Raw genomic sequence first — 21911 nt, 5'->3', positions numbered from 1 at the left:
ACGTAGGCCAAGTTCGCGAGTTTGCTCTCTCTTGCGGCAGCCTTATGACAGGCGCTTGACGCCCGGCAGCTCGCACGCATAAATGGCATTGCGCAATGCGGCGATGGCCTCGTAGCGCGTGAACGTGCGGCGCCATGCCAAGACCACGCGCCGCGTGGGCGGGTCGCGGTCCTGCGCGTCGCGCACCGGCAGGTAGCGCACCATCTGCTCGGGCTCCCTGCGGCCCTTGACCTTGGGCTTGAGCGCCTCGGCGGGCACCGAGAGGCGCGGCACCAGCGTCACGCCCATGCCCGACGCCACCATGTGCTTGATGGTTTCGAGCGACGAGCCCTCGAAGCTTTTCCGGATGCCCTCCGCATTGCTCGAAAAGCGGGCGAACTCGGGGCACACCTCCAGCACATGATCCCGAAAGCAATGGCCGGTGCCCAGCAGCAGCATGGTTTCGTTCTGCAGCTCGTCGGAGGTCACCGATTCCCGGTCCGCGAACTTGTGCTTCACGGGCAGCGCCGCCATGAACGGCTCGTCGTAGAGCGGCGCCATGGCCAGGCCTGTATCGGGAAAAGGCTCGGCCATGATCGCGCAGTCGATCTCGCCCGCGCGCAGCATTTCGAGGAGCTTGGCGGTGAAATTCTCTTGCAGCACCAGCGGCATCTGCGGCGTGCGCGAAATCACCTGGCGCACCAGATCGGGCAGCAGGTATGGGCCGATGGTGTAGATCACGCCCAGGTTCAGGGGCCCGGCCAGCGGGTCTTTTCCGCGCTTGGCAATTTCCTTGATGCTGGCGGCCTGGTCGAGCACGCTTTGCGCCTGCTGCACGATCTGCTCGCCCAGCGGCGTGACGGTCACTTCGCCCGCGCTGCGCTCGAAGAGCTTGACCTCGAGCTCGTCCTCGAGCTTCTTGATGGCCACCGACAGCGTCGGTTGGGAGACGTAGCAGGCCTCTGCCGCCTTGCCGAAGTGCCGTTCGCGGGCTACTGCGACGATGTATTTGAGTTCTGTGAGAGTCATAGCTTGCGTCAATTATGCGCAAGGGTGTGTGACCGGGCGCGGTCTGGGGTTAGAAGCTCCTTACAGAGTGTCAAATTTCCTAACAGAGAGTCAAAATTCTCTGCGTTAAAGCAAACCCCGCCCAAACAGAGTGTCAAAAAAATCTGAGGAGGACTGGGGCCAACTTCAACAGCAACTGCTAACAACAAGAAGCTTTGGCGACCAGAACGTCAGCCCTCGCGGCGGTTCGAGATCGGTGAGCAAACGTTCGGAGGGCGCTTGTCTGTCGCTGACTTGGTGCCGATACGCGACAGACGTTCAGAGCACCCGGACACCTCCCACGGATTGATAGAGCTTGTCGGCCTCATTCAACGTGAGCTCCGAACGACCCACGACCTTTGCTAGCAACGAGGTCGCTCGTCTGCTCAGCGATGACCGCATTGCTGCGCGAAAACGGGCCGCCTTCTTCACTTCAGCGTGGTTAAACGCTCCACAACCTCGCGCGCACCCAGGTCCCTTGCTGCCGCAAGGCTTTCGAGCTGCGCTGCCCGCGGGCGTGCCTTGCCTTGTTCCCAGTGGTAGATCGTCTGCCCGGAAACGCCCACCAGCCGTCCATAGATCGCCGCGGACAGCCCGAGCTTGGCTCGATGCGCAGCCAACCTGGTTGCACTGAATCGGCGCTTCGTGCCTGCTGCTTCAGCGTCTGACTCAGACGCCGCACTGGAACGCGCCGCGCCGTTCGCGACACGATGCAGCTCCTTCTCAAGCGCATTCACCTGACGCCGCAATTCGGCAATCGAGGCGCGATGCGTAGCAGATGCTTTCTTGAGGGTTTCGATCTCGACGCGCACTTCTTTGCGAGCGACGCGGGAGATCTCGGCTTTGAGGATCGAGGCAATGTTTGGCATCGGCGCATTGTGCCGTTCCGGCTATCTGGCCTCCCCTGGCGTCATCACCGGCTCCAGCCATTTGAGCGCGGCGGCCCTGGGCGACAGCGTGCGCAGATGCGCCTCGCACGCCAGGTCGGTGGCCAGCTCCTCGAGCTGCTCAGGATCCACCGTCCGCCAATGGCGCTTGAGCTGCTGCGCACAGTAGTAGATCCATAGATCGGTCGGAATGTCGTCTTCCATGGCGCCATACTACTGTATATTCATACAGGTGTACTGCGAAGTGTTTAGATACCGGTTCGAGGGCCAGGCGCTTTCCACCAAGGAGGCGGTCAAGCACACGCGCCGCATCGGAGAGCTGCTCTACGTGCCGAGGATCGATGACCCGCGCCCTGGTCGCAGCCTGATGATCGCCATGCTGCTGGCCGACGACCAGGAGAGCTATGTGATCCCGCTGCTCAATCGCGCTTACATGCTTGAAGTCCGGGGCGGTTTCTTCATCGAAGGGACCGAGATCAATCCGCGCGGACAGGCGCTCAAGAACATCAAGGCGGACACCTACCCGCAGCGCTGGTTCTGCCGGCCGGTGCCGACGCCCGCCCCTCCCGATGCGAAGGCCGCCCGCCTGGAGGCGCAGCGCCACGGCGAAATGATTGCGAAGGCGCTGCAGCGCTGGCCATCGCGCCGCGGCGGTTCCAGCCTCGGCGGAAGCGCATAGCGCGTTTGCGAACTTGCTCAAGGAGATGACCGTGGACCAAGCTGAACTCTTCTTCCCGCAGCCGGTAGCCGCGGCGCCGGTCGACGTCGCGCCGCAGGAGGCCAGTGATGACGACCTACCGTTTCGGTTTGAAGAGGTGGAACCGGAACCTCGCGTCGCCTACCTCGTGCGGCTCTCCGACTATCCGCATCCGGCGGCCGATGCGGCCAAGGTGGCGGAGCAACGCTTCCGGCGCGAGCTTGACCGGCAACTGGGCCATGACGTGGTGCCGGCGCTTCGCGCGTTTCAGAACGCGAGTGTGTCGGGCGAGAGCGATCTCACCAAAGGCGAGATCGCACTGTCCAAGCGCTGGATCAAAGCCTTCGATGTGGCCAGGACTGCGGGCTTCCGTGACCTGGGCGATACCGACGAAGCCTATTTCGCCGTTCGTGTTCTGTGAGGTGGCAGCAGCTACGATTTGGTCATGACGAAAGAGATTGCTCGCCTTTCTCCGGCAAGCTGCGTCCAGCTACTCGATGCCCTGCAAGCGTTGGGGTGGGAGTTCGAGCATCCCGTCAGCGCCGAGATCACGGGCTGGAGCAATCTAGGTGAAGAGATTGGCCTCGTATCTACTGAGGAGGCCTTCGGTTTTCTTACAGCGGCGATTGGACACGGTGTCCAGCTTTGGGCTGCTCCGGATAGAGATCTATTTCTGAGCTGCGGGAAGACGCTGCAGATCTACTTCGATGGATTTACTCCTGAGGAAAGCACATCGCTGCAAGCCGCATTGCAAGCCCGCGGATTGAAGTTCGATGTGAGCGACGACGGCGCCTAACGGAACCGATGCACAAGTACGCGCTCGCGTCCCCCGGCGGGGTTAGGCCCCTGGCCCTGTCTGCGGCAACAACGTTAACGCTCTCTAAAGGAAAGACTCTGGAATCAGCAACGATTGCATGTAAAGTTTTAGACGGGTCCAGACATCCGAGCCGGGCTCGGAATCAATCGTCTTTTGAGTGTTACTCTCGACAAACAACCACTCCAAATCGCGCTCCGATCCTTGCTTCAACCGAACCTGGTATGAGGCATTTTTCTTAAGCAGCTCCATCAGGCTAAGCGCCTCCGCAGCCAGACTAGGGCTGCGTATGAGAAGCCCGAACTCGGTGTTTAGCCCTTGTGAGCGAGGATCAAAATTTACCGATCCGATGAACATCTGCTTGCGATCGATGACCGCAGCTTTGGAATGCAGACGCAAGGGTGCGTTGGCAATCTCACCGGGAAGCAGCAATCGCTGGCCAAGTTGTGGATGCAACTCGTATATTTCTATCCCAGCACGAAGCATATTGTCCCGGTAACGACGGTAGCCGGTGTGCACGACGGGCTCGTCAGTGGCCGCCAATGAGTTGGTCAGCAGGCTAATCCGGACACCGTCTCTGCGACTAATGTGCGCGTGCTCCAGAGCCTCTGGTCCGGGAACTAAATAAGGGGAGGAGAGCCAGATCTCACTTTGTGCGCCACGAAACTCAGTCGCCAGCAATTGATGACTGTTGTCCAACAGTGCCCCGCTTGGCAAACGATAGCTTTGCTGCTCGCCCCGGGCCTTTGCAGGCGAGTCGGCAAAAGCTTGGGCAGCGCCATATACCATCCGTACCGACCCGGCATTTATCTCGTCCACTACTGGCAAGCGACCCATTCGGTCCAGGCCGCGATACGGCGAGGGATTAGGTGTGTCAATTCCGTTCACGCGCTGGTCGAAGGCACGCCGCAAAGTCTCAACTGATGCAACTGGCTTCAACACTGATGGTGCCGTCCTCACCTGAGTCGAGTTCCAGTACTCGTCAAAAAGGCTGGACATCTGTGGAACCACGGGGCCGGCAACGAGTACCTCAAAATCGAAGAAGTTCGATTGCGTGCTTCGCATGAAATACTGGTCTCCAATATTTCGCCCTCCCGTAATAGCCAGGACACCGTCAGCGACGAACATTTTGTTGTGCATTCGTCGGTTGAGTCGCGCGAAGTCCAGCAGTGCAGCCGCAAAACGGCTTGCGATGGCGCCGCGCGTCGGGAAAGGATTGAAGAGGCGAACTTCAACGTTCGGAAATGCGCCAAGTCCGTTGAGCAACGTTTCCAGATCCTCGGTGTACAGGTCGTCCAGCAACAGCCTCACGCGAACACCACGCAGTGCGGCGTTGCGCAGTTCACGTAGCACCAAGCGCCCGGTTGCGTCGTCGTGTAGGTGGTAGTACTGGAGGTCAAGCGAACGCTGTGCGCCACGCATGAGTTCCAGCCTTGCGTCGAGGCCGCCTGGGCCGAGCATCATTCGAAAGCCGCTTGCCTCGGGCGGTGCTTCACTGATCGAGGACCGTGCAATGTTGTCCAAGCGGGTGAGAGGCCCTTGAACTGCAATTGCAGTGGTCGGAAGGCGAGGATCCTCTTCGGGAAGAGTAGCGCAAGCAACGAGTCCAAGCGCTAGTACGACGACGCCAGCAAGGCGTGCTGTTCGACCATGGCCAAGGATGGCCAGACAGGTAGCAATGACATCGCGCCGAATTGGTGAGATGAGCGCGCTAGAGCGGAAGCCATGTGAGTGTCGCATACTAAGATCTCTCAGGCGATTGATCCTCCAAACATGGCGCCGGTGATCGCGCTTGCAGCTGATTCAGCCTTCACAATCGATTGCCGGTAGGTGATAGCGACGTCGGCGCCCTTATCTGCCAGCGCCAGCGCGATTGCAGCGCTGATACCTCGCGATCCTCCAGTGACCAAAGCCCGTTTCCCCGTCAAATCAATCATTGCGTCCTCCCGCTCTGGTGTGGTTCTCCGTGTTCCCACGAAGAGACATGCACATTACGCCGTCCCGACGGACGGTTTTAACCGTGACGCACGCCATCGTCAGCGCACTCAGAGATGTTGCCGAGGCCAACGTTGCCCGTCACTGTCGGATTTTGCTGTGGCCAGTTTGAAATCATCATTCGTCTGAGGGCAACAGACGTGCGTTATTCTTGACTCGGTCCGGCACGAGCAGGTGTCGCCGCTCTTCCCTTCGCCCTGGGCATCGTTTTCGGGGCTGGCCTCAGCTCCAAGCTCGTGGCGAAACTCGCTCCCCGCTTCGTCGTGGTCCCCGATCTGCTGGTCGGCGCCGTGCCATGCTCTGGCTCTTGTGCCTTTCGTCGGATTCGAGCTATTTCGCGCATGTGATGCCCGGTGTCTTCGCGGTCTTGCTTTCCGCCTCTGGTGGGGGTGGCGATGGCGACACCCAGCCAGCACCAGCACCTCCGGACTCGCTCGCGACCTATCGGGAACAGACTATGAAATGGGAGGCTTGTGACATCAGCGATCCTCGGGATCGACGATGAGGTCACCCGCGCCAGATGGCGGGCGCTAGGCGACCGAGTTCGCTGTACGAATGTGCGTGTCCCGTTGGACTACGAGAACACTGCGCGAGGCGATGCCTCAGTGGCCATGCTGCGTGTGAGCGCTGCCCAGCCGTCCCAGCGGCACGGTGCAATTTTCTTCAACCCGGGTGGCCCGGGAAGCTACTGCGATCCGGGCGAGTTTTTCAACACACTCGGCGGCGGTTCCGGCCATTAATCGCTTTTTGCCGTGACCAAGACCGGCACAACGGCCCCGCGATCAGGCGCTCTTCAAGGTTCTTCTGCATGCGCGCATGCTCTCCATGGCGGGCTGCCGTTTGTCGAGAGTTGCGCACAAAGTGCGAGGCTGGCCAGTAACAAAAGCGATCTGGTCATTGCGCCAGCAGCTCTTCCGCTAGTAGCTGCACCACTGCGTCGCGGACCCAGCGCTGAGCAGGGTGGCCGTGGCTGCGCTCATGCCAGACCATGCTCACGTCGAAGCCTTCTACCGGGAACGGCGGCGAGATGCAAATCAGTCCTGCACTGCGGCGGCCTTTCAGCAGCCGCGACGGCACCAGAGCGACAAAGTCAGACTCCTTCAAGATGTCCGGCACCGTAAGGAAAGATGCTGCCGACAGCACCACTCTCCGGCCGTACCCCATCGCTTCTAAGGCATGGTCAACCGCAGTGACAAAATTGCCTCCGCGCAGTGACACCACCACATGCTCGAGCAGCGCGAATTCCTCGACGCTCAGTCCTTCCCGCAGCACGGGGTGTCCCTGGCGGCCGGCCAGCAGGTACCGTTCGCGAAACAGCGGGCGGCTTCGCAAGCCAGATGGCGCGGTGTGGGCAGTCATCAGTGCCAGATCGACCTCCCCCCGCATCATTTGATTCTCTAACTGCGGCACGTCGAGGTTGCGTACACCCAAGCGCACGCCAGGCGCATCGCGGCGCAGCCGAAGCGCTAGGGACTGCACGGCCGCGGCCTGGAGGTAGTCGGTGCATGCAATATGAACCACCAGCGCTGCCCTGGCCGGATCGAAATGCTGGTGCGTGGCAACGGTGGCCCGCACCTGATCCAGTGCCTGGCGCAAAGGCGCAAGTAGATCCAGCGCCTTGGCGGTCGGCGTCATGCCGCGCTGAACAGGTATCAGCAGGGGGTCGTCGAACATCTGACGCAGCCGCGCCAGCTGTGCGCTGACGGCAGGCTGGCTCAAGTGCAGGCGGGACGCTGCGCGGGTGACGTTCTGCTCGGCCAGCAGCGCCTCCAGAGTGACTAGCAGGTTCAGATCCAGGCGTTTTCTGCCATCCATGGCTTGGATGATAGCCATCTCATTTCTCGATTTCACTGATAAGACCAAGTTGGCCAAACTGCAGCGCTGCCTCTCCATCTCTCGGACGGCCCAACCCCCTGGAGCACCATCTCTCATGTCCAAGACTGTTCTGATCATCCATGCCCAGCCCGAGCCGACCTCGCTCACCCGGCACCTGGTGGGCGTATCGCGTCAAAGCCTTCAAGCCCAAGGTCACACGGTGCTGGAGTCCGACCTGTATGCGATGCGCTGGAAGGCGGTGTTCGACGCCGATGACTTCCCGCAGCGGTCCGATCCCGAGCGCCTATCTTTCGGCGCCGAATCGGGCCACGCCTATGCCACGGGTCAGCAGACGGCCGACGTGGCGGCCGAGCAGAGGAAGGTTCTGAGGGCTGACGCCGTGATTTTTCAATTCCCGCTCTGGTGGTTCGGCATGCCGGCAATCATGAAGGGCTGGATCGACCGCGTGTGGGCCGCTGGCCTCGCCCACCAGTACAAGAACGCGGGTAACGCATACCGCTACGGCGCGGGCGCTTTCCAGGGCAAGCGCGCACTGCTCGCGGTGTCCACAGGTGGCCCCGAGACCGACTACGGGCAGCGCGGAATCAATGGGCCGATCGAGCAACTGCTGTTCCCTGTCACCCACGGCTCGCTGCACTTTCCGGGCTTTGACGTGCTGCCCACCTTTGCCGTCTACGGCGCCGGCCGGATGGAGGCCGACCAGCTAGCCCGCGCCGAAGCCGCATGGCGGCTGCGCCTGGATGGCCTGTTCACTGATGCGCCTATTCCGTTCCGGGCCCAGAACAGTGGCGATTACACCAACCGCAACGAACTCAAGCCGGAGATCGCGCCTGGTCAAACCGGCCTCATGGCACACATCGAGAACACGAACGATGACATGGTGGGGACTACCGCGTGAAAACGCTGGCCATCCTGACCCGTCGCCAGGACGCTGGCGCCGGCGATTTCGAGCGACTGGGCGAACTGGAAATCCAGGCTGTGTGGCGGGGCATGGCTGCTGGGATCGTGCGCGCTGTGCACGGGCTGGCCGACGGTCCAGGAGCTGCGCTGGGGCTGGAAACGGTTCCGCGGAAGAAGCCCGCGACTATGTCGACGCATTGCCGCTTGTGGCTGAGAACCTGTTGCACCTGCAGATGGTGCCGTTGAAGCCGTTCCCTCGGTTCGCTGCGCTCGCACAGGGCCGCTGCATCCGATCGCGAACATGACTGAACCGACCCTGGAAGAGACCTCGAAATGCCTTTGCAATCCATCCAGCCTGCGAACCTGTGGGACTCGTCGCCATACCTGTTTAGCCAAGTCGTCCGAGCAGATTCCCCCCGAGGGTTGGTCTTCATCGCTGGCCAGGTCGCGCTAGCTGCCGACGGCACGCTGATCGGTGTGGGCGACATTGATGCTCAACTCAAGCAAGTCTTCGCCAACCTTCGGGTAGCGGTTGAGGCGGCGGGCGGCACGCTGAAGAACGTTGCCAGTTTGACGGTGTATCTGAGGGACATCGCTCATCATCGCAACTACCTGCACGTGCTGGCCGAGGAGTTCGCCGGAGCTCGGCCCGCAGAGACGCTGGTGCAGGTCTCAAGGCTCGGATTGCCCGAACTACTCGTTGAGATCCAGGCCATCGCTGTCCTTCAATGAAGCGTCAGGAAAAGCGCTTCCCGTTCGTTGTCAGAAGCGACGAAAGTCCGCTTCTGGGCCGGATTCTGACGTACCGGGGCCAGGTCGTGCGATGGGGCGCAGCGCTGCGCTGTGCGTTTTTTCGGCCGATCGCGAGCAGGGCATTGGCGTGGCCGCACCATCGAGGCTGTCGGATATTGTCGAACTCTGGTTCTTCATGCACGGTAGAGTAGCAGGCAGTTTTTTTGAACTCGATTTGCCTGCTTTGAACTCCAATAGCTTCGACCAGCTTGAGGTTGAAATGGCAGTTGCCCGTGCCATCGCTGCGAACGTGGTTTGGGTCAAAGTGACGCGCTCAAACGCTTCTGCGATGGAGTGCGCCAGCTTATACGGCCTCTTTGACGTGCGCCCAAACGCGCGAGATCACGACCGATCCCTCGCCGACAGAAGAGGCAACGCGCTTGACGGATCCCGCACGCACGTCGCCTACGGCAAAGATGCCACGGCAGGAGGTCTCGTAAGGGGAAGACGCGTCCACATCGCTGCCCGTCAGTACAAAACCATTGTCATCCAATCGCACGAGTCCAGCGAGCCAGCTGGTATTCGGCACTGCACCGACCATCACGAACATGGCACAGGTGTCCACTCGCTCATCGCGGCCTTCTCGGCGGATCGTGACAGCTTCAAGCCGATCGTTGCCGTGCGCGGCTGTCACTTGCGCACCGTACTCGATAGTGATGGACGGTTCAGCTTCCAGCCGGGTCGAGAGGTAGCTGGACATCGAGGCAGCCAGCGTATGGCCACGAACGAGCAACCGGACGCGCTGCGCAACGCGACTGAGGAACATCGCGGCTTGACCTGCAGAGTTGCCGCCGCCCACGACGATCACTTCGGCGTCGCGGCAGAAGCGCGCTTCGTTCTCGGTCGCAGAATAGTAAATTCCTGCGCCCTCGAAGTCCGCCAGCGAATGAATCGGGGGCCGGCGATACCGAACGCCGGTGGCGATCACGCCTGCGCGCGATCGCACGCGGTGTCCATTGCTGAACGTGGCGCAAAAAGAGCCGTCCTCCAGCCGCTCTAGTGCGTCGACGCGAAGCGGCATGGCGAACCTGGTTCCGAACTTCATGGCTTGCACCTCCCCGCGCCACACCAGGTCGGCACCGGAAATCCCGGTTGGAAAGCCCATGTAGTTTTCAATCCTGCTCGACGTGCCAGCCTGACCACCGATCGCGATGTCCTCCACAACGAGCGCGCTGAGCCCCTCGGCCCCCGCGTAAACGCCTGCGGCGACGCCGGCGGGGCCAGCCCCCACGATGAGCACGTCAACCGCTTCGTCGTCTACCAGGTCGCGGTTCATGCCAAGAAGCCGCGCGATCTTCTCCGGGGTCGGATCGGTGACCACTGTGTCTTTGCCGAAGATGGCCACCGGCCGGTTCGGCGCAGCGGAGCAACTCTGCGCGATCGCCTTGGCCTCGGCGCTTCCCAGCGCATGGGACGCACAGGGCAGTCGGTTGCGACCCGCAAATTCGGCGATGCGCCCGATGTTCCTGTCGACTTCCTCGCCGATTAGCACGAGCGAGCTGGCCCCGGACTCGAGCTGTTTGCGACGACGGGCGGACAGGACTGTGATGATGATGTCAGACATCTCGGGCATGTGCGCCATGAGCCTGAGCATGTCCCCGCGATGCACCTGAAGCACCTTGGTATCGCGGACAGCTCGGAACGCCATTGACCAGCTCCCACCTGAGAGGAGGGAGATCTCGGCCATGAACTGCGATGGCCCGAGGGTTGCAGCCACGAGTCGATCACCGGTGTAGGCGTTCATTACCTCGATCTCGCCATCCTCAACATAAACAAAGTGCTCTGCGGGATCGCCAGGACGAACCAATACTGTGCCGGCGGCGTATCTCATCTCGCTGCCCGCCGCGCGAATCGCTGCCACGTGCGATGCTGCCAGCGGCATGCGCTGCATTTCAGCGAGGTCTCTCCCAATCGTTTCCAACGTTGCTCTCCCATATTGAACTTCGACGTCACACACGCGACGCCCGCACTGCTCGGACGAAGCTTTATTACGGCCCGGCCGTCAGTTGCCTGCTGCCTCCCGGATGAGCGCTGCCACATTCGCCGGATGGGACACCATCAATGCGTGTGAGCCATCCTTGATCACAATGGTCTTTCTTGCCTTCGCACGCTCTGCCATAAAGCTCATTGCCTGAGGCGGGATATTCAGGTCTGCCGTTCCGTAGATGGCCCAGCTGGGAATGGATTTCCATGCAGGGTCATGCAATGCTTCCTCCAAGGCGGCTGCCCTGATCGGCCGTTGGGTGGCCGCCATAGCCTTCGCGTGTGCGAGCGGAACGTCCGCAGCGAACTGTTGCGGGAACTTGGCCTGCTGGAGGTACAGGTCTTTGCCACCGTCAGGCAACTCCACGGGCGCAGCCAAAGCCGCTCCGAGCGTCGATCCAGGAAACTTTCCTGCCAGTGCCAGCGCGGACTCGCCCTGGTCCGGAGCAAAGGCTGCGACGAATACGAGCGCCTTCACGTTGCCTAGGCCGTTGGCTGCGGCGGAAATGACCGCGCCACCGTATGAGTGGCCGACAAGTACGACCGGTCCGGCAATCGATCGTGCGAGCGAAGCCAAGTACTCCGCATCGCTGGCGACCCCTCGCAACGGGTTGGCGGCGGCGACAACAGTGAATCCGCTGCCGGTCAGTAGCGAGACCACCCCGTTCCAGCTGGACGAGTCAGCGAATGCACCGTGAACCAAGACGATCGTCGGCTTGGCTTCGGTAGCGCCGGCCTCGGATGCAACGGATGCAACGGATGCAACGGATGCAACGGATGCAACGGATGCAACGGATGCAACGGATGCAAGGATATTGACCGCAAGAATGCGCGAGATGAACTTGAGCATGGTTTACTTCGGAGCGTACGTTGAGTTGTCAGCTTGATCGGATAGCGTCCGGCAGGGCTAACCGACAATTCCAAACGGCGGATGCTCTAGCGCTGCCTGTTGCCGTAGGAGTCGCCATAGTTCGGGAGAGCACCCGCCTTGTTTTCTGCCTTCAGTTCCGCTCGTTTGGCGGTGCGCTCGGCCCTCCGTTCGGCCTTTGGGGATCGCGAGACCGCACTACTTGGTTTGGGATTACCTTCCCCCGGCGCGAAGGCGCGTGCCGCTTCGCCTCCCGCGGTCTTGCGGACTTCGCGCGCTTTTATCCGGTCTGAGCGCGGCACCTTGGGGCGACTTTCAGGAACTGGATCACCTTCACCAGGTTTGAACTCACGAGCAGCCTCCGCCGCCTCGACTTTTCGCTGCTCGTGAACCTGCGCCGCTTGAGGCTTGATCTCAGCCAAACAGCTCAAAGAGAATCCTAGGAACGCAACTCCGATGACCGACACGTTGGCGATTGGTTTCATGATTGTCCTAACTGGGGGGTGGAAGAAGGAGGATGCCCCCATGACCTGTGAAAACCAAGTCTGAGAGGCTTCCAATCATTGGTCAGCAGCGCTTTGCCGGCAACGTTCTGAAGGCCGATGCCTTATCCTCCTTAAGAGAGACGCTACCGATTCACGAAGCGATAGCTCACGCGCGAGGTCACCTTCAAGTCCACCAAGGTCGACCAGCTCACCCACGAGCTCGCGCAATACAAGCGCCTGCGCTTCGGCAAGAGCAGCGAGAAGCTCGATACGGCGCAGGCCAGCCTTCTGGAGGAGGCACTCGACGCCGACCTGGCTGCCTTTGAAGAACAGTTGAAGCAGCTCCGCCCACCTCCCAAGGCCGAGGACAAGCAACAGCCGCGTCGCACGCCGCTGCCGGCAGACCTGCCGCGCGTCGATGTCCCCCATGAACCCGAGTCGACCACCTGCACATGCGGCTGCGCCCTTAAGCGCATCGGCGAGGACGTGGCCGAGAAGCTCGACTACGTTCCCGGCGTGTTCACCGTCGAGCGGCATATCCGCGGCAACTGGGCGTGCCGAAGTGCCAGACGCTGATCCAGGCGCCGGTGCCCGCCCAGGTAATCGACAAAGGCATCCCCACGGCCGGCCTCCTGGCGCAGGTGATGGTGGCCGAGTACGCCGACCACCTACCGCTCTACCGGCAGGAAGCGATCTTCGGACGCACTGGCTTGGCCATTCCCCGTTCAACGCTCGGGACCTGGGTCGGCGCATGCGGTGTGCGCCTGCAGCCGTTGGTCGATGCACTCAAGCACGCCATCCTCGCTCACCGCGTGCTGCACGCCGGCGAGACCCCCGTGGCCATGCTCAAGCCCGGGACCGGCAAGACGCACCGCGCTTACCTGTGGGCCTACACACCAGGCGCCTTCGAAGGCATGAAGGCCGTGGTCTACGACTTCGCCGACAGCCGGGCCGACCAGCACGCGCAGGACTTCCTGGGCGAATGGCGAGGCGCACTCGTGTGTGATGACTACTCGGGCTACAAGGCCCTGCTGGCCAAGGGTATCGTCGAAGCTGGCTGCCTGGCCCATGCGCGGCGCAAGTTCGTCGAGCTGCACACGGCCAACAAGAGCCAGATCGCCGAGGCTGGCATCCAATACTTCGCTCGGCTCTACGAGATCGAGCGCGAGGTAAAGGACTTGGACTCGGATGAGCGGCAGCGGATCCGGCAAGCGCGGGGCCGGCCGATCGCGGAGGCGCTGCATGCCTGGATGATCGCCCAGCGGCTGAAGGTTCCCGGAGGCTCAGGGACAGCCAAAGCACTGAACTACAGCCTGAAGCGCTGGACTGCGCTCACACGCTACTTGGACGACGGGATCCTGCCCCCGGACAACAACTGGGTGGAGAACCAGATCCGGCCCATCGCTGTGGGCCGAGGCAATTGGCTGTTCGCCGGGAGCCTGCGCGCCGGTCAACACGCCGCTGCCATCATGAGCCTGATCCAGTCGGCGAAGCTCAACGGACACAATGCGTATGCCTATCTGAAGGATGTGTTCCTGCGCCTGCCAACACAGCCGCACAGCCGCATCGACGAACTGCTGCCACATCACTGGCGGCCAAACCTTACGGCGTGATCGTCGGCGCGAACGCTTGCCTTACCATTGGCCCTGCGCGGCCATCGGCTCGCAGTCAGGCGCGATCGTCAGCGACCGACGAAGTTCGAATCAGAGTGCGCTCATGACTTACCGCCCGATGTTCCCCGCTGTGCTATGGCCAGCCGCATCAACGCTGCTACTCGCGCTTCCCGACGCGGAGCTTGCACCAGCCACGGACGGGTTCACCGTCCTCGTGCAGGGCGAGCAGTTGTCTGTTCCATACCGCGTCTATTACGCACCGCAAAACCTTCAATCGGTCATCGCGCGTTCGAGTGGCGACACTCGAATGCTCGCGCTCTGCCTCGGCACCAGGCATTGGAATGGCTATCTTCGCGAGGATTGCCTGCGACAGCTCATCGGCAACGATCGACCATGGGTTGTTCCATTCGTCGTTCAGCTTCTGGGTGAATATGTCATCGAGATCGTGGAAGCCATTGCTGCCGCTGTCTCTGACGCTGACCATGAGCCGCTCTCTGCGTTCGCGCGCGAGAACCCCGACTTTATGGCGACCACAAGACGGCGGGCTACAAGCTATTGGGACTGCTACTACCGCAGGCGCTTCCCAACGCTGCAGTCCTATCCGGCCTTCGTTGCACTCGAAGCAATCGAAAAATGGGCACGCGCTTCGTAGTCATCTCGTGACGTCAAGATGTGTTTGCAGTACGCATACATGGTGCTCATGTTCGAACAAGGTCCAAGTGGGCATTTGGTACCTCCGCGATGACCCGAAGTTCCGCAACCAGCGCACTCTCGTAGTGACGGGTGAGCGCGCCGAAGAGTCAACCTCGCGCGCTCTACGCGGAATTCGAGCGGCATCGCGCCGACAGTCGCCAAGGTGAGAGCGCGCGGCACACCGATCACTGGCGCGCGGTGCACGGTGGTCGGAGGAGCAGGTGTGGGCGATCATTGCGCACCGCCGCATACGGTCACAACTTGGACCAAGACGAGCTGCTGTGCAGATGCAAGCCGATCTGGTCGCGCTCGGCTACCAGGGCTCTTACAACCGCGTAGTGGCCTTCGAGCGCCCGTGACCTCGCGCCCCGCCGGCGAAGCCAGACCAGTTGCGCCCGAATTGCGGATGCTGCTCCGACGCTCCAGACGCTCACGATCACGGTCTACGAAAGACGTGCGCAAGGAGATCGCCGCCCGGCAAGTCCTGCGGTTCACCCTTCTGCCGTACACGGACGTAGCGCTCCGTCGCGACGAGAGCCTTTAGGAGCTTCGAAGATTCGCTTTCCGTCACCGCGCTCAATGCTTACCGCGTGCCTCGCCTGTGTTCGGGCAGTGCCCACCAGTTGCAACCCAGGCCTTCATCAGTTCACCGAACTCCTTCTGCGTGCCCGGCGGTGATGCAGGCCCAAAGTTCCAGCCCATGCCGATCACTTTGTCTTCGACGCTATGCTTAAGCATCTTGTCCGTGTCGGACTTGCCACGTCTATCCTTGAGCTGCGCGCATATCTGCGGCAGGGTCAGCCCTTGCCACGCCATTTTGGCCGGAGCCACACGCCAGCGAATGTCGTCGAAACTGCCACCCGTAGGTCCACTTACCGACGAGTGGCAAGCGACGCAAGTCATCGCGTTGCTGGCACCCCAGCCACCCGCGCCGCGCACTACCAGCGGACGATGCAACGTCATCTCATCCCGCTGCGTCGGCGAGTCGCCATTGGGATGGCAGTTCAAGCATCTCGGGTGCTGAAGCACCTTGCCGGCCTCAATGAAGAGGGCCGCCGAGCGCGCTCGGGGATCTTGAATGGCATCGAATTCCGAGACTGCCTTCAAAGGTACCCCCGATGGCGATTCGGCCGCCTTGCTCGACTGCGGCGGTCCGGAGTCGGCCTGGGCCAGCAGCAATCCGGACAATGTCGCCACTGTGCAGACAGCGCGGCCAGCCGTCAATAAACGACACACAGCCATGGTCACACTCCTTGCGCGAAAGGCAGCCGTAACGGGCGCGCCTTCCCCAGCCGTGCCAGCGCATTGGCCACCGCGGGGGCGATTGGCGGCACGCCAGGCTCACCTACTCCGCTCGGCGGTGCGTCAGACCTGACCAGGCGCACGCTCACTGTGGGCATTTCGTGAATGCGCAGGGACCGGTAGTCGAAGAAGTTGCGCGAGATGCGGACACCCTTGTCGAATTTGATCTCGCCGTACATTGCCACGCCCAGCCCGAAGCCGATGCTGCCTTCCATCTGCTGACGGACGATGTCCGGGTTGACGACCTGGCCGCAGTCCACCGTGCACCAGACCCGGTGCACGACCGGCTCGCCTCCCTTGCCCAGCGAAACCTCGGCGATCTGCGCGACATAGGTGCCGAAACTCTTGATCACGGCCACACCCATCGCGCGGCCTTGCCGGGGCTGGCCGCCACGCCAGTCGGCCATCTCCGCGACCAATTGCGTCACCTGCCTCAGACGCGGTGCGTCTTTGCCGGCGAACAGCCTCAGCCGCGCGGCAACGGGGTCATCGCCGATCAACTCGAAGCAGTGGTCGAAGAACGTCTCTGTCACGTAGCCCGTGTGCATGTTCGCCACCGATCGAAGCGTGGCGACCGGAATCCGGTTTGTGACCGGATGCAGCACGCAGCGCACGTTGGGCACGTCGTAGGGCAGATCCTCCATTCCTGCGGCCATCAGCTCCACTGCCACGGGAGTCACCTTGCCGCCCGGATCGGTGATCGGCAGCGGCAGCGGCATCTGCGTCGACACATGCGCTTCGAGCGCCACGATCTTGCGGCTCTCAATCACGGCTTGCCAACGGTGCGCGACCATCGGGCGGTAGAAGCCACCCTGGATGTCGTCTTCGCGCGTCCACACCAGCTTGACAGGCCTACCCGGGCCCATCGCCTTGCATACCTGCGCCAGCTCGCCCACCATGTCGCCTCCGGTGTCGATACGGCGGCCGAAGCTGCCGCCGGCCATCACCACCGTCTGACTGACGGCCGATGGCGGAACGCCGAAGATCTTGCCGATCTCGATCAGATCCGTTGTCGGTTGCTGAGCGGCAAAGCGGCAGCGCACCGAATGGCCGTCCCATAGCATCCAGCCGTTGAGCGGCTCCATAGGCGCGTGCGCCAAGTACGGAAATAGGACTTGCGCTTGCACGCGTTGGCCCGGGCCGGAAACCCGTGCCGGGTCACCGCGGCTGCCGACATCCAAGCCTTCATCGTCCAGCGCCCCGACGAATTCCGCATAGAGCTCTTCGTTGCCCCGAGACTCCGCCTCGCTGTCGTCCCACGTGGCTTGCACCAGCCGGCGTGCCTTGATTGCGGGATAGGTGCTCTTTGCGTAGACCGCAACGCCGCCGGGCACCTCCCTCACATCGACGACGTCGCGTACCTCCCTGGCCTTTGCGGCGTCGAAGGATTTCAGCTTGCCGCCGAAGCGCGGCGAGCGCAGGAGCAGAGCGACCAGCGGCTCGCCTTCGTCGATGTCTAGGCTGAATATGGCGCGGCCGTTGGTCTTGTCGTCGATATCCAGTCGAGGCGTAGCGCCTTCGACACCGATCAGCCGAAACTGCGATGGCGACTTCAGCATCACGGTGGATGGCGGAGCAAGCTTGGCAGCGGCATCGACGAACTCGCCGAACCCGCTGCGCCTGCCGCTGGCAGCGTGCACTATTTGGCCACGCTCGGTGCGCAACGCTTGGGCCGGCACCGCCCACGCCGTCGCAGCCGCTTGTAGCAAAACTGCGCGGGCTTTGGCCCCGGCTTCGCGCATCAGCACGAAGCTATTGGCGATCGAGCTTGAGCCGCCGGTGGCCTGCAGCGGCGATTCCGGTGAAGACAACATCGGATTGCTGAAATGCTCGATGTCAGCCGGCGCGAGCCAGACTCTGACCTGCTGCCAATCGGCGTCGAGCTCTTCGGCGACCAGGGTCGCCAGGCCGGTGGCCACTCCTTGCCCCATCTCGAGGTGTTTGCACACCACGTGCACTAGGCCGTCTCGGCCGATGCTTACGAACGCATTGGGCGTGAACTCCTTTGCAGCGAGCGCTGTCGGCACGATGCCGGCAGACGCCGTACGAGCGGTGGCCGCCGCCGCGGCCCAGGCGCGGCGAGGCGCGGCGAGCGCGAAGGCGCCGACGAACAGGCCCATAAGGGCCAACATGTCGCGACGCGAAAGCTTACCGATGCGCCGCGCATCATCGTTGCGGAGGACATCCGTGTCATCGAGCATCATGCACTTCTCCTCTTGCGTTGCAGCGTCCGCGCGGCGTCATGCATTGCGGCGCGGATGCGGGTGTAGGTCGCGCAGCGGCAGATGTTGCCGGCCATCGCCAGGTCGATGTCTCGGTCGGTCGGCCACCTGTTCTCCTTGAGTAGAGTCACGGCGCTTACAACCTGCCCGCTCTGGCAATAGCCGCACTGCGGCACGTTGTGGTTGATCCAAGCCCGCCGCACCGCGGCCGCTTCGGGGCCTTCGAGCTGCTCGATCGTCGTCACTGCCTTGTCGCCGACATTGGAAACTTGCACGGTGCATGAGCGCACCGCCCTGTCGCCAACGAGCACGGTGCAAGCGCCGCATTGCGCCACCCCGCACCCGTACTTCGTCCCGGTCAACCGAAGTTGATCGCGCAAGACCCACAAAAGCGGCGTGTCGGCGTCGATATCGAATTGGTGGACGTTTCCGTTAACGCGCAAGGTGTAAGGCAAGTCACTCTCCTCGTAATCATTGGATGCGCAGCCTCGGATTGAGGCAGGGGCATGTGATGACAAATGTCCATCGCACGGCCGTGTAACGCATCATCCTTTGGGACGACCTCGTTGCTGGTCTTCGGGTCTGGACCACGCCTGTTCTCACCAACTTCCTTTGGCGGGCGCCACCCCTAGGCTCCGAACTCGCGCTAGCTGTGGTGCTCGGCGTAGAGTGAGCGGGCGAGGTCCCCTTCAAGATCAAGGGCATCTGCGCCCGACAGCAAGCGGCGTCGACGCGATCAGCTCGCCCGTAGACTTGCGCTTCCGTGACCGGAGCCGCGTCGGGAGCTCATGCTCAGCCACGGCGCCACGAGGACAAGTCATGCGTTACACCCTTGGCCGATAGGAGTTGCAACCTGCCAGCCTAAGGTTGCTCGCCGAGCGTGACCCGTCCACCATTGATGCTATGCGTGGACATGCTGGTGGCGCTTGCGCAACCAGTCGTGCCCGCCGGCCAGTGAGCGGCGCTGTTCATGGTTTCTGCAACTCTGCGCGCTGTGGGCAGCGCCCGGCGGTTCGTCTCGCGGCTCGCGGCAGTGACCCTGCAGAAGCGCCTATAGCATGGGGCTGCTGAACGGTCTCGGAACAGCGGCGGCTTGGAGGGCTCCCGCGGTCGCCGACGACGTGTTGCAGGCTAGGCCCACCGACGTCGTCAAAGCGCTAACGGTAAATCCAGTTGCAATGTGCTCTGCATCACGTGGAGCCGTACGGCCTGGCTGCGGAATTTCATTTCGGCGTTTCGGCGACCCTGGCGCCACCACACAGCGGGCGACTGCGGCAACCTGACGCACTCCTCGCCCATGGTCCCAGCCGAACGGTGGCCTCAAGGTACGCGGCCGCAGCCCTGTCGACGGCCCCCGCGAAGACTGAGCAACTGCGCCGCATGGCTTAAAAACATTGAGCTATGTGCACTAACCGCGCCTCACGGCAGCAAGGTAAGTCACTTACCTTGTGGCCGGGCGAGTGGTGGAGGCTTGGCCACTTGGGTCTAGTGCCTTAGTTGCTAAGTCTCGCGTTTGCTGCTGCGCCAATCGAGAGGCCTTCGCGTCCCTCTTGATTCGCTTAGGGAAACAGGCAAGGCGGTTCCTTAAGCAGGGTCTTTATGAAACGCGGTCCTTACGCCATGCAGATGGGGTTGCCCCCGTAAGCTTTTTGAACGTGCGTGCGAAGTGCACGGCATCTGCAAAACCCGTTGCTTCGGCCACATCGTCGAGGGACATCTTGGTTGATAACAAGAGAGCTTGCGCTCGCTGGATTCGCGCCTGCAGCTGCCATTGGTAAGGCGCCAGACCGGTCGCCGCCTTGAAAGCGCGGTTGTAGTAAGAAGGTGAAAGTCCCGCAAGCGATGCTAGCGTGTTCAGGTCAACGCGAAGAGGCATATTAGCTTCAAGAAAACTCACTGCGTTCCTGAGCTGCATTGGTGACAGTTTCGTTGCGCTCTTTGCCTCGGAATCTGCTCGCCCGAACATCCGAACTGCCAACGCCGCTATGAGTGCGTCGCCATACAACTGAACAGATGGATCCGGATCGTCAATGACGTCGGCGAGTAGCTTCATCAACGTGGCAATATGATCATCAGAGAACCGCAGAAGAGGAACGTCTCCAGCATTCCGAACTCTTTCCAGTTGGCATGCTTCGCGTAGCATTGCGGAATCGAAACATAGCCTAACGTCCCTTGCATACCGAATGTCGCTGCTGTATCCCCATATAGTCATTCCCGCTGGAACGAAATTAATTTGACGCGGCTTGTAGTCGACGCGGCAAGGAGCATCCCGATTCAATCGTGGTTCTGATCGATATGACCCAACTTCTTCCAGTATTAGGCCAATCCGGGATTCGTCCTCGAATGGAACTTCATACATTACACGACCCGCACAGGTGAACTCTGCGTGAATGACGGTCACACCCGACCACACGCGTGTCGAACCAGTTAGGTTGAGTACATTCTCCGGCAAATCGACAGGGGTTTGCATCATTGAATCGGTGGTTTATCTTCCACTACCACGCAATTGGGTTGCAGCGTCATAGCCTTGATAGATTGCATGAGCACGAGAATGCGCCCAAAGTTTTCCAAGCTAGAAGGCGCCCCAGCTCATAGCGACCGCAACGCTCTCCGAACAAAGGGCAATGTGCAGGTCGTGCCATCGGCACCCTGATGGATCACTGAACGATAGCTGTGACGCGGATTTCGAAGCGCATCGTCGGAAGCCCAAGTTCCTCAATGCCCACTTGTGTCCAAATCGGTGCATGGTTCGGCATGTACTGTCTGTAGAGCTTGACTATCGTTTCGTTCACGATCGGCGGGAAACCGCCGACGTGATACGTGTTCACGTGAACGACGTGCGCCCAAGTTGCTCCTGCAGTCTGCAGCACGAGCTCGACATTCCGAAACGCTGCCGCGATTTCATCCTCGATCTTTTCTGGAATCTGCAGTGAGTCATTCCAGCCACCTTGTCCAGACGTCTCAATTCGATCGCCAATCTTGACCGCACTTGAAAAGTGCAACTCTTTACGGAAGATATCGCCAGCGCCGGGCACGACAAAAAACTCAGGCTTGCTCATGTTTCGCTTTCCAAAATTGAAAGGTCAGTTGGTGTGAAGTCTTCTGATCGTGGCGTCGACAGCTACTCTCGAAGCTTCTTTCTTTCGCGGAAGGCTGCGACCTTCATCCGGTTTCCACAAAGGGCCATGCTGCACCAGCGACGACGGTGTGACTTTGTATGATCATGAAACATAAGCGTGCAATCGTGGGCCTCGCACTGCTTCACTAGGTCCAAGGAGGTACTAACAAGCAGGTCTACTATCGCTTGCGCGACCGGATACAGCAGACTGGCGGCGCCGTTGTCTCGACGTCGTGACTGCAAGTGATAGGTCTTGCTGCTGCCGCGCCACGCCAGCTCGTGTAAATCCCGCCCCATCTCAAGCACGTGGTTGATAGTTCGGGTGTCAGCGTGCTCCTTTGCCTTTGCCGCTTGAATAAGCGCTCTCGCGCTTTCCCGGAGGACGAGTGCGAGGCTCAGTAAACCAGGCGGCGCTCCACGGAAGTCGTCAGTAAGCACTGCAGCCTGCTTCAGCCACGCCACCACACTCGCATCGTCCACAAGGCATTCGCGATGCGCTGAACCTGTTCCATAGCGGGTATTTAAAAAGTCGAGAGCGAGGTCATCGCCGATGAGTAGCGCCGGGCGATCAGTCTGCGAATAGCTTTGCATTGCCCCAATGTAACCCTTTAAGCATGTATTGACAAGTTACATCGATCTCGGGTAACCTCTAAAACAGCTCAAACAGGTTACAAAGGTGT

At 61.3% G+C, this 21911-nt stretch carries 20 protein-coding genes and 2 pseudogenes; 7 read left to right on the top strand and 15 right to left on the bottom strand.

The features are described 5' to 3' along the window. Window positions 1-42: 42 nt before the first annotated feature. The 3 genes from V9L20_RS21590 to V9L20_RS21580 form a co-directional block, all read right to left on the bottom strand. Window positions 43-1008, bottom strand: a complete 966-nt coding sequence (locus tag V9L20_RS21590) for a LysR substrate-binding domain-containing protein (protein ID WP_258502865.1) — start codon at window positions 1006-1008, stop codon at window positions 43-45. 446 nt (window positions 1009-1454) lie between these two features. Then, the gene (locus V9L20_RS21585) at window positions 1455-1895 is read right to left on the bottom strand and encodes a helix-turn-helix domain-containing protein (RefSeq protein WP_337298177.1); all 441 of its coding nucleotides are present in this window, start codon (window positions 1893-1895) and stop codon (window positions 1455-1457) included. Between the two features lie 21 nt (window positions 1896-1916). Continuing rightward, entirely contained in the window at window positions 1917-2117 is a 201-nt protein-coding gene (locus V9L20_RS21580) for a hypothetical protein (protein ID WP_015865907.1), read from the bottom strand. Between V9L20_RS21580 and V9L20_RS21575 the strand changes: the two genes are divergently transcribed. From V9L20_RS21575 to V9L20_RS21565, 3 genes are read left to right on the top strand one after another with little or no spacing between them, the layout of a single operon-like run. Further along, window positions 2116-2592 carry a hypothetical protein gene (locus V9L20_RS21575; protein ID WP_337298176.1) on the top strand — a complete coding sequence of 159 codons (477 nt, stop codon included), beginning with the start codon at window positions 2116-2118 and terminating at the stop codon, window positions 2590-2592. The two genes, V9L20_RS21580 and V9L20_RS21575, sit on opposite strands and share 2 nt — an antisense overlap. A 25-nt stretch (window positions 2593-2617) precedes the next feature. Continuing rightward, window positions 2618-3031, top strand: coding sequence for a hypothetical protein (locus tag V9L20_RS21570; RefSeq protein ID WP_337298175.1), 414 nt, complete (start codon window positions 2618-2620; stop codon window positions 3029-3031). A 24-nt stretch (window positions 3032-3055) separates the two neighbouring features. Continuing rightward, window positions 3056-3406, top strand: a complete 351-nt coding sequence (locus V9L20_RS21565) for a hypothetical protein (RefSeq protein WP_337298174.1) — start codon at window positions 3056-3058, stop codon at window positions 3404-3406. An 84-nt stretch (window positions 3407-3490) separates the two neighbouring features. Here the strand turns inward: V9L20_RS21565 and V9L20_RS21560 are convergent, their stop codons facing one another. The 3 genes and pseudogenes from V9L20_RS21560 to V9L20_RS21550 all read right to left on the bottom strand — a co-directional run bounded on the left by V9L20_RS21560 (window position 3491) and on the right by V9L20_RS21550 (window position 7252). Next, the gene (locus tag V9L20_RS21560; RefSeq protein ID WP_337298173.1) at window positions 3491-4948 is read right to left on the bottom strand and encodes a phospholipase D family protein; all 1458 of its coding nucleotides are present in this window, start codon (window positions 4946-4948) and stop codon (window positions 3491-3493) included. Window positions 4949-5208: 260 nt separating this feature from the next. Then, window positions 5209-5361, bottom strand: a pseudogene (locus tag V9L20_RS21555) (SDR family NAD(P)-dependent oxidoreductase); the annotation flags it as partial. Between the two features lie 952 nt (window positions 5362-6313). Continuing rightward, window positions 6314-7252: a LysR family transcriptional regulator gene (locus tag V9L20_RS21550; protein WP_337298172.1), complete on the bottom strand. Its 939-nt coding sequence runs from the start codon at window positions 7250-7252 to the stop codon at window positions 6314-6316. A 97-nt stretch (window positions 7253-7349) separates the two neighbouring features. On the opposite strand from V9L20_RS21550, the gene V9L20_RS21545 reads away from it, so the two are divergent. Both V9L20_RS21545 and V9L20_RS21540 read left to right on the top strand, forming a co-directional pair. Continuing rightward, window positions 7350-8153, top strand: coding sequence for an NAD(P)H-dependent oxidoreductase (locus tag V9L20_RS21545; RefSeq protein WP_337298171.1), 804 nt, complete (start codon window positions 7350-7352; stop codon window positions 8151-8153). Window positions 8154-8488: 335 nt separating this feature from the next. Further along, window positions 8489-8887, top strand: a complete 399-nt coding sequence (locus tag V9L20_RS21540) for a RidA family protein (protein WP_337298170.1) — start codon at window positions 8489-8491, stop codon at window positions 8885-8887. Window positions 8888-9251: 364 nt separating this feature from the next. On the opposite strand, the gene V9L20_RS21535 is transcribed toward V9L20_RS21540, so the two are convergent. The 3 genes from V9L20_RS21535 to V9L20_RS21525 all read right to left on the bottom strand — a co-directional run bounded on the left by V9L20_RS21535 (window position 9252) and on the right by V9L20_RS21525 (window position 12283). Continuing rightward, window positions 9252-10868 carry an FAD-dependent oxidoreductase gene (locus V9L20_RS21535; protein ID WP_337298169.1) on the bottom strand — a complete coding sequence of 539 codons (1617 nt, stop codon included), beginning with the start codon at window positions 10866-10868 and terminating at the stop codon, window positions 9252-9254. A gap of 81 nt (window positions 10869-10949) precedes the next feature. Beyond that, window positions 10950-11780 carry an alpha/beta fold hydrolase gene (locus V9L20_RS21530; RefSeq protein ID WP_337298168.1) on the bottom strand — a complete coding sequence of 277 codons (831 nt, stop codon included), beginning with the start codon at window positions 11778-11780 and terminating at the stop codon, window positions 10950-10952. An 86-nt stretch (window positions 11781-11866) separates the two neighbouring features. Continuing rightward, complete coding sequence (locus V9L20_RS21525; RefSeq protein WP_337298167.1) at window positions 11867-12283, bottom strand: hypothetical protein; 417 nt, start codon at window positions 12281-12283, stop codon at window positions 11867-11869. Between the two features lie 171 nt (window positions 12284-12454). Between V9L20_RS21525 and tnpC the strand changes: the two are divergent. Then, a pseudogene (gene tnpC / locus V9L20_RS21520) lies at window positions 12455-13896 on the top strand (IS66 family transposase); the annotation flags it as partial. A gap of 103 nt (window positions 13897-13999) precedes the next feature. Next, window positions 14000-14548: a hypothetical protein gene (locus V9L20_RS21515; protein ID WP_337298166.1), complete on the top strand. Its 549-nt coding sequence runs from the start codon at window positions 14000-14002 to the stop codon at window positions 14546-14548. A gap of 617 nt (window positions 14549-15165) precedes the next feature. Here V9L20_RS21515 and V9L20_RS21510 read toward each other — a convergent pair. The 6 genes from V9L20_RS21510 to V9L20_RS21485 all read right to left on the bottom strand — a co-directional run bounded on the left by V9L20_RS21510 (window position 15166) and on the right by V9L20_RS21485 (window position 21822). After that, window positions 15166-15831 carry an Isoquinoline 1-oxidoreductase subunit gene (locus V9L20_RS21510; RefSeq protein WP_337298165.1) on the bottom strand — a complete coding sequence of 222 codons (666 nt, stop codon included), beginning with the start codon at window positions 15829-15831 and terminating at the stop codon, window positions 15166-15168. A gap of 2 nt (window positions 15832-15833) precedes the next feature. Continuing rightward, a complete protein-coding gene (locus V9L20_RS21505; RefSeq protein WP_337298164.1) occupies window positions 15834-18095 on the bottom strand; it encodes a xanthine dehydrogenase family protein molybdopterin-binding subunit in 2262 nt (753 codons plus the stop codon). After that, window positions 18092-18568 (bottom strand): (2Fe-2S)-binding protein, encoded by a 477-nt coding sequence (locus tag V9L20_RS21500; RefSeq protein WP_337298163.1) that lies wholly within the window; start codon window positions 18566-18568, stop codon window positions 18092-18094. The genes V9L20_RS21505 and V9L20_RS21500 overlap by 4 nt, the downstream gene beginning before the upstream one ends. 1142 nt (window positions 18569-19710) lie before the next feature. Continuing rightward, window positions 19711-20166 (bottom strand): AraC family transcriptional regulator, encoded by a 456-nt coding sequence (locus V9L20_RS21495; protein WP_337298208.1) that lies wholly within the window; start codon window positions 20164-20166, stop codon window positions 19711-19713. 604 nt (window positions 20167-20770) lie between these two features. Further along, a complete protein-coding gene (locus tag V9L20_RS21490; protein ID WP_337298162.1) occupies window positions 20771-21172 on the bottom strand; it encodes a RidA family protein in 402 nt (133 codons plus the stop codon). 62 nt (window positions 21173-21234) lie between these two features. Next, window positions 21235-21822, bottom strand: coding sequence for a CGNR zinc finger domain-containing protein (locus V9L20_RS21485; protein WP_337298161.1), 588 nt, complete (start codon window positions 21820-21822; stop codon window positions 21235-21237). Window positions 21823-21911 lie beyond the last annotated feature (89 nt).

It is taken from the genome of Variovorax sp. CCNWLW225 (assembly GCF_037204045.1).
In the GTDB taxonomy this organism is placed as follows: Bacteria; Pseudomonadota; Gammaproteobacteria; order Burkholderiales; family Burkholderiaceae_C; genus Variovorax.
This window is presented reverse-complemented; position numbering and strand designations above follow the sequence as displayed.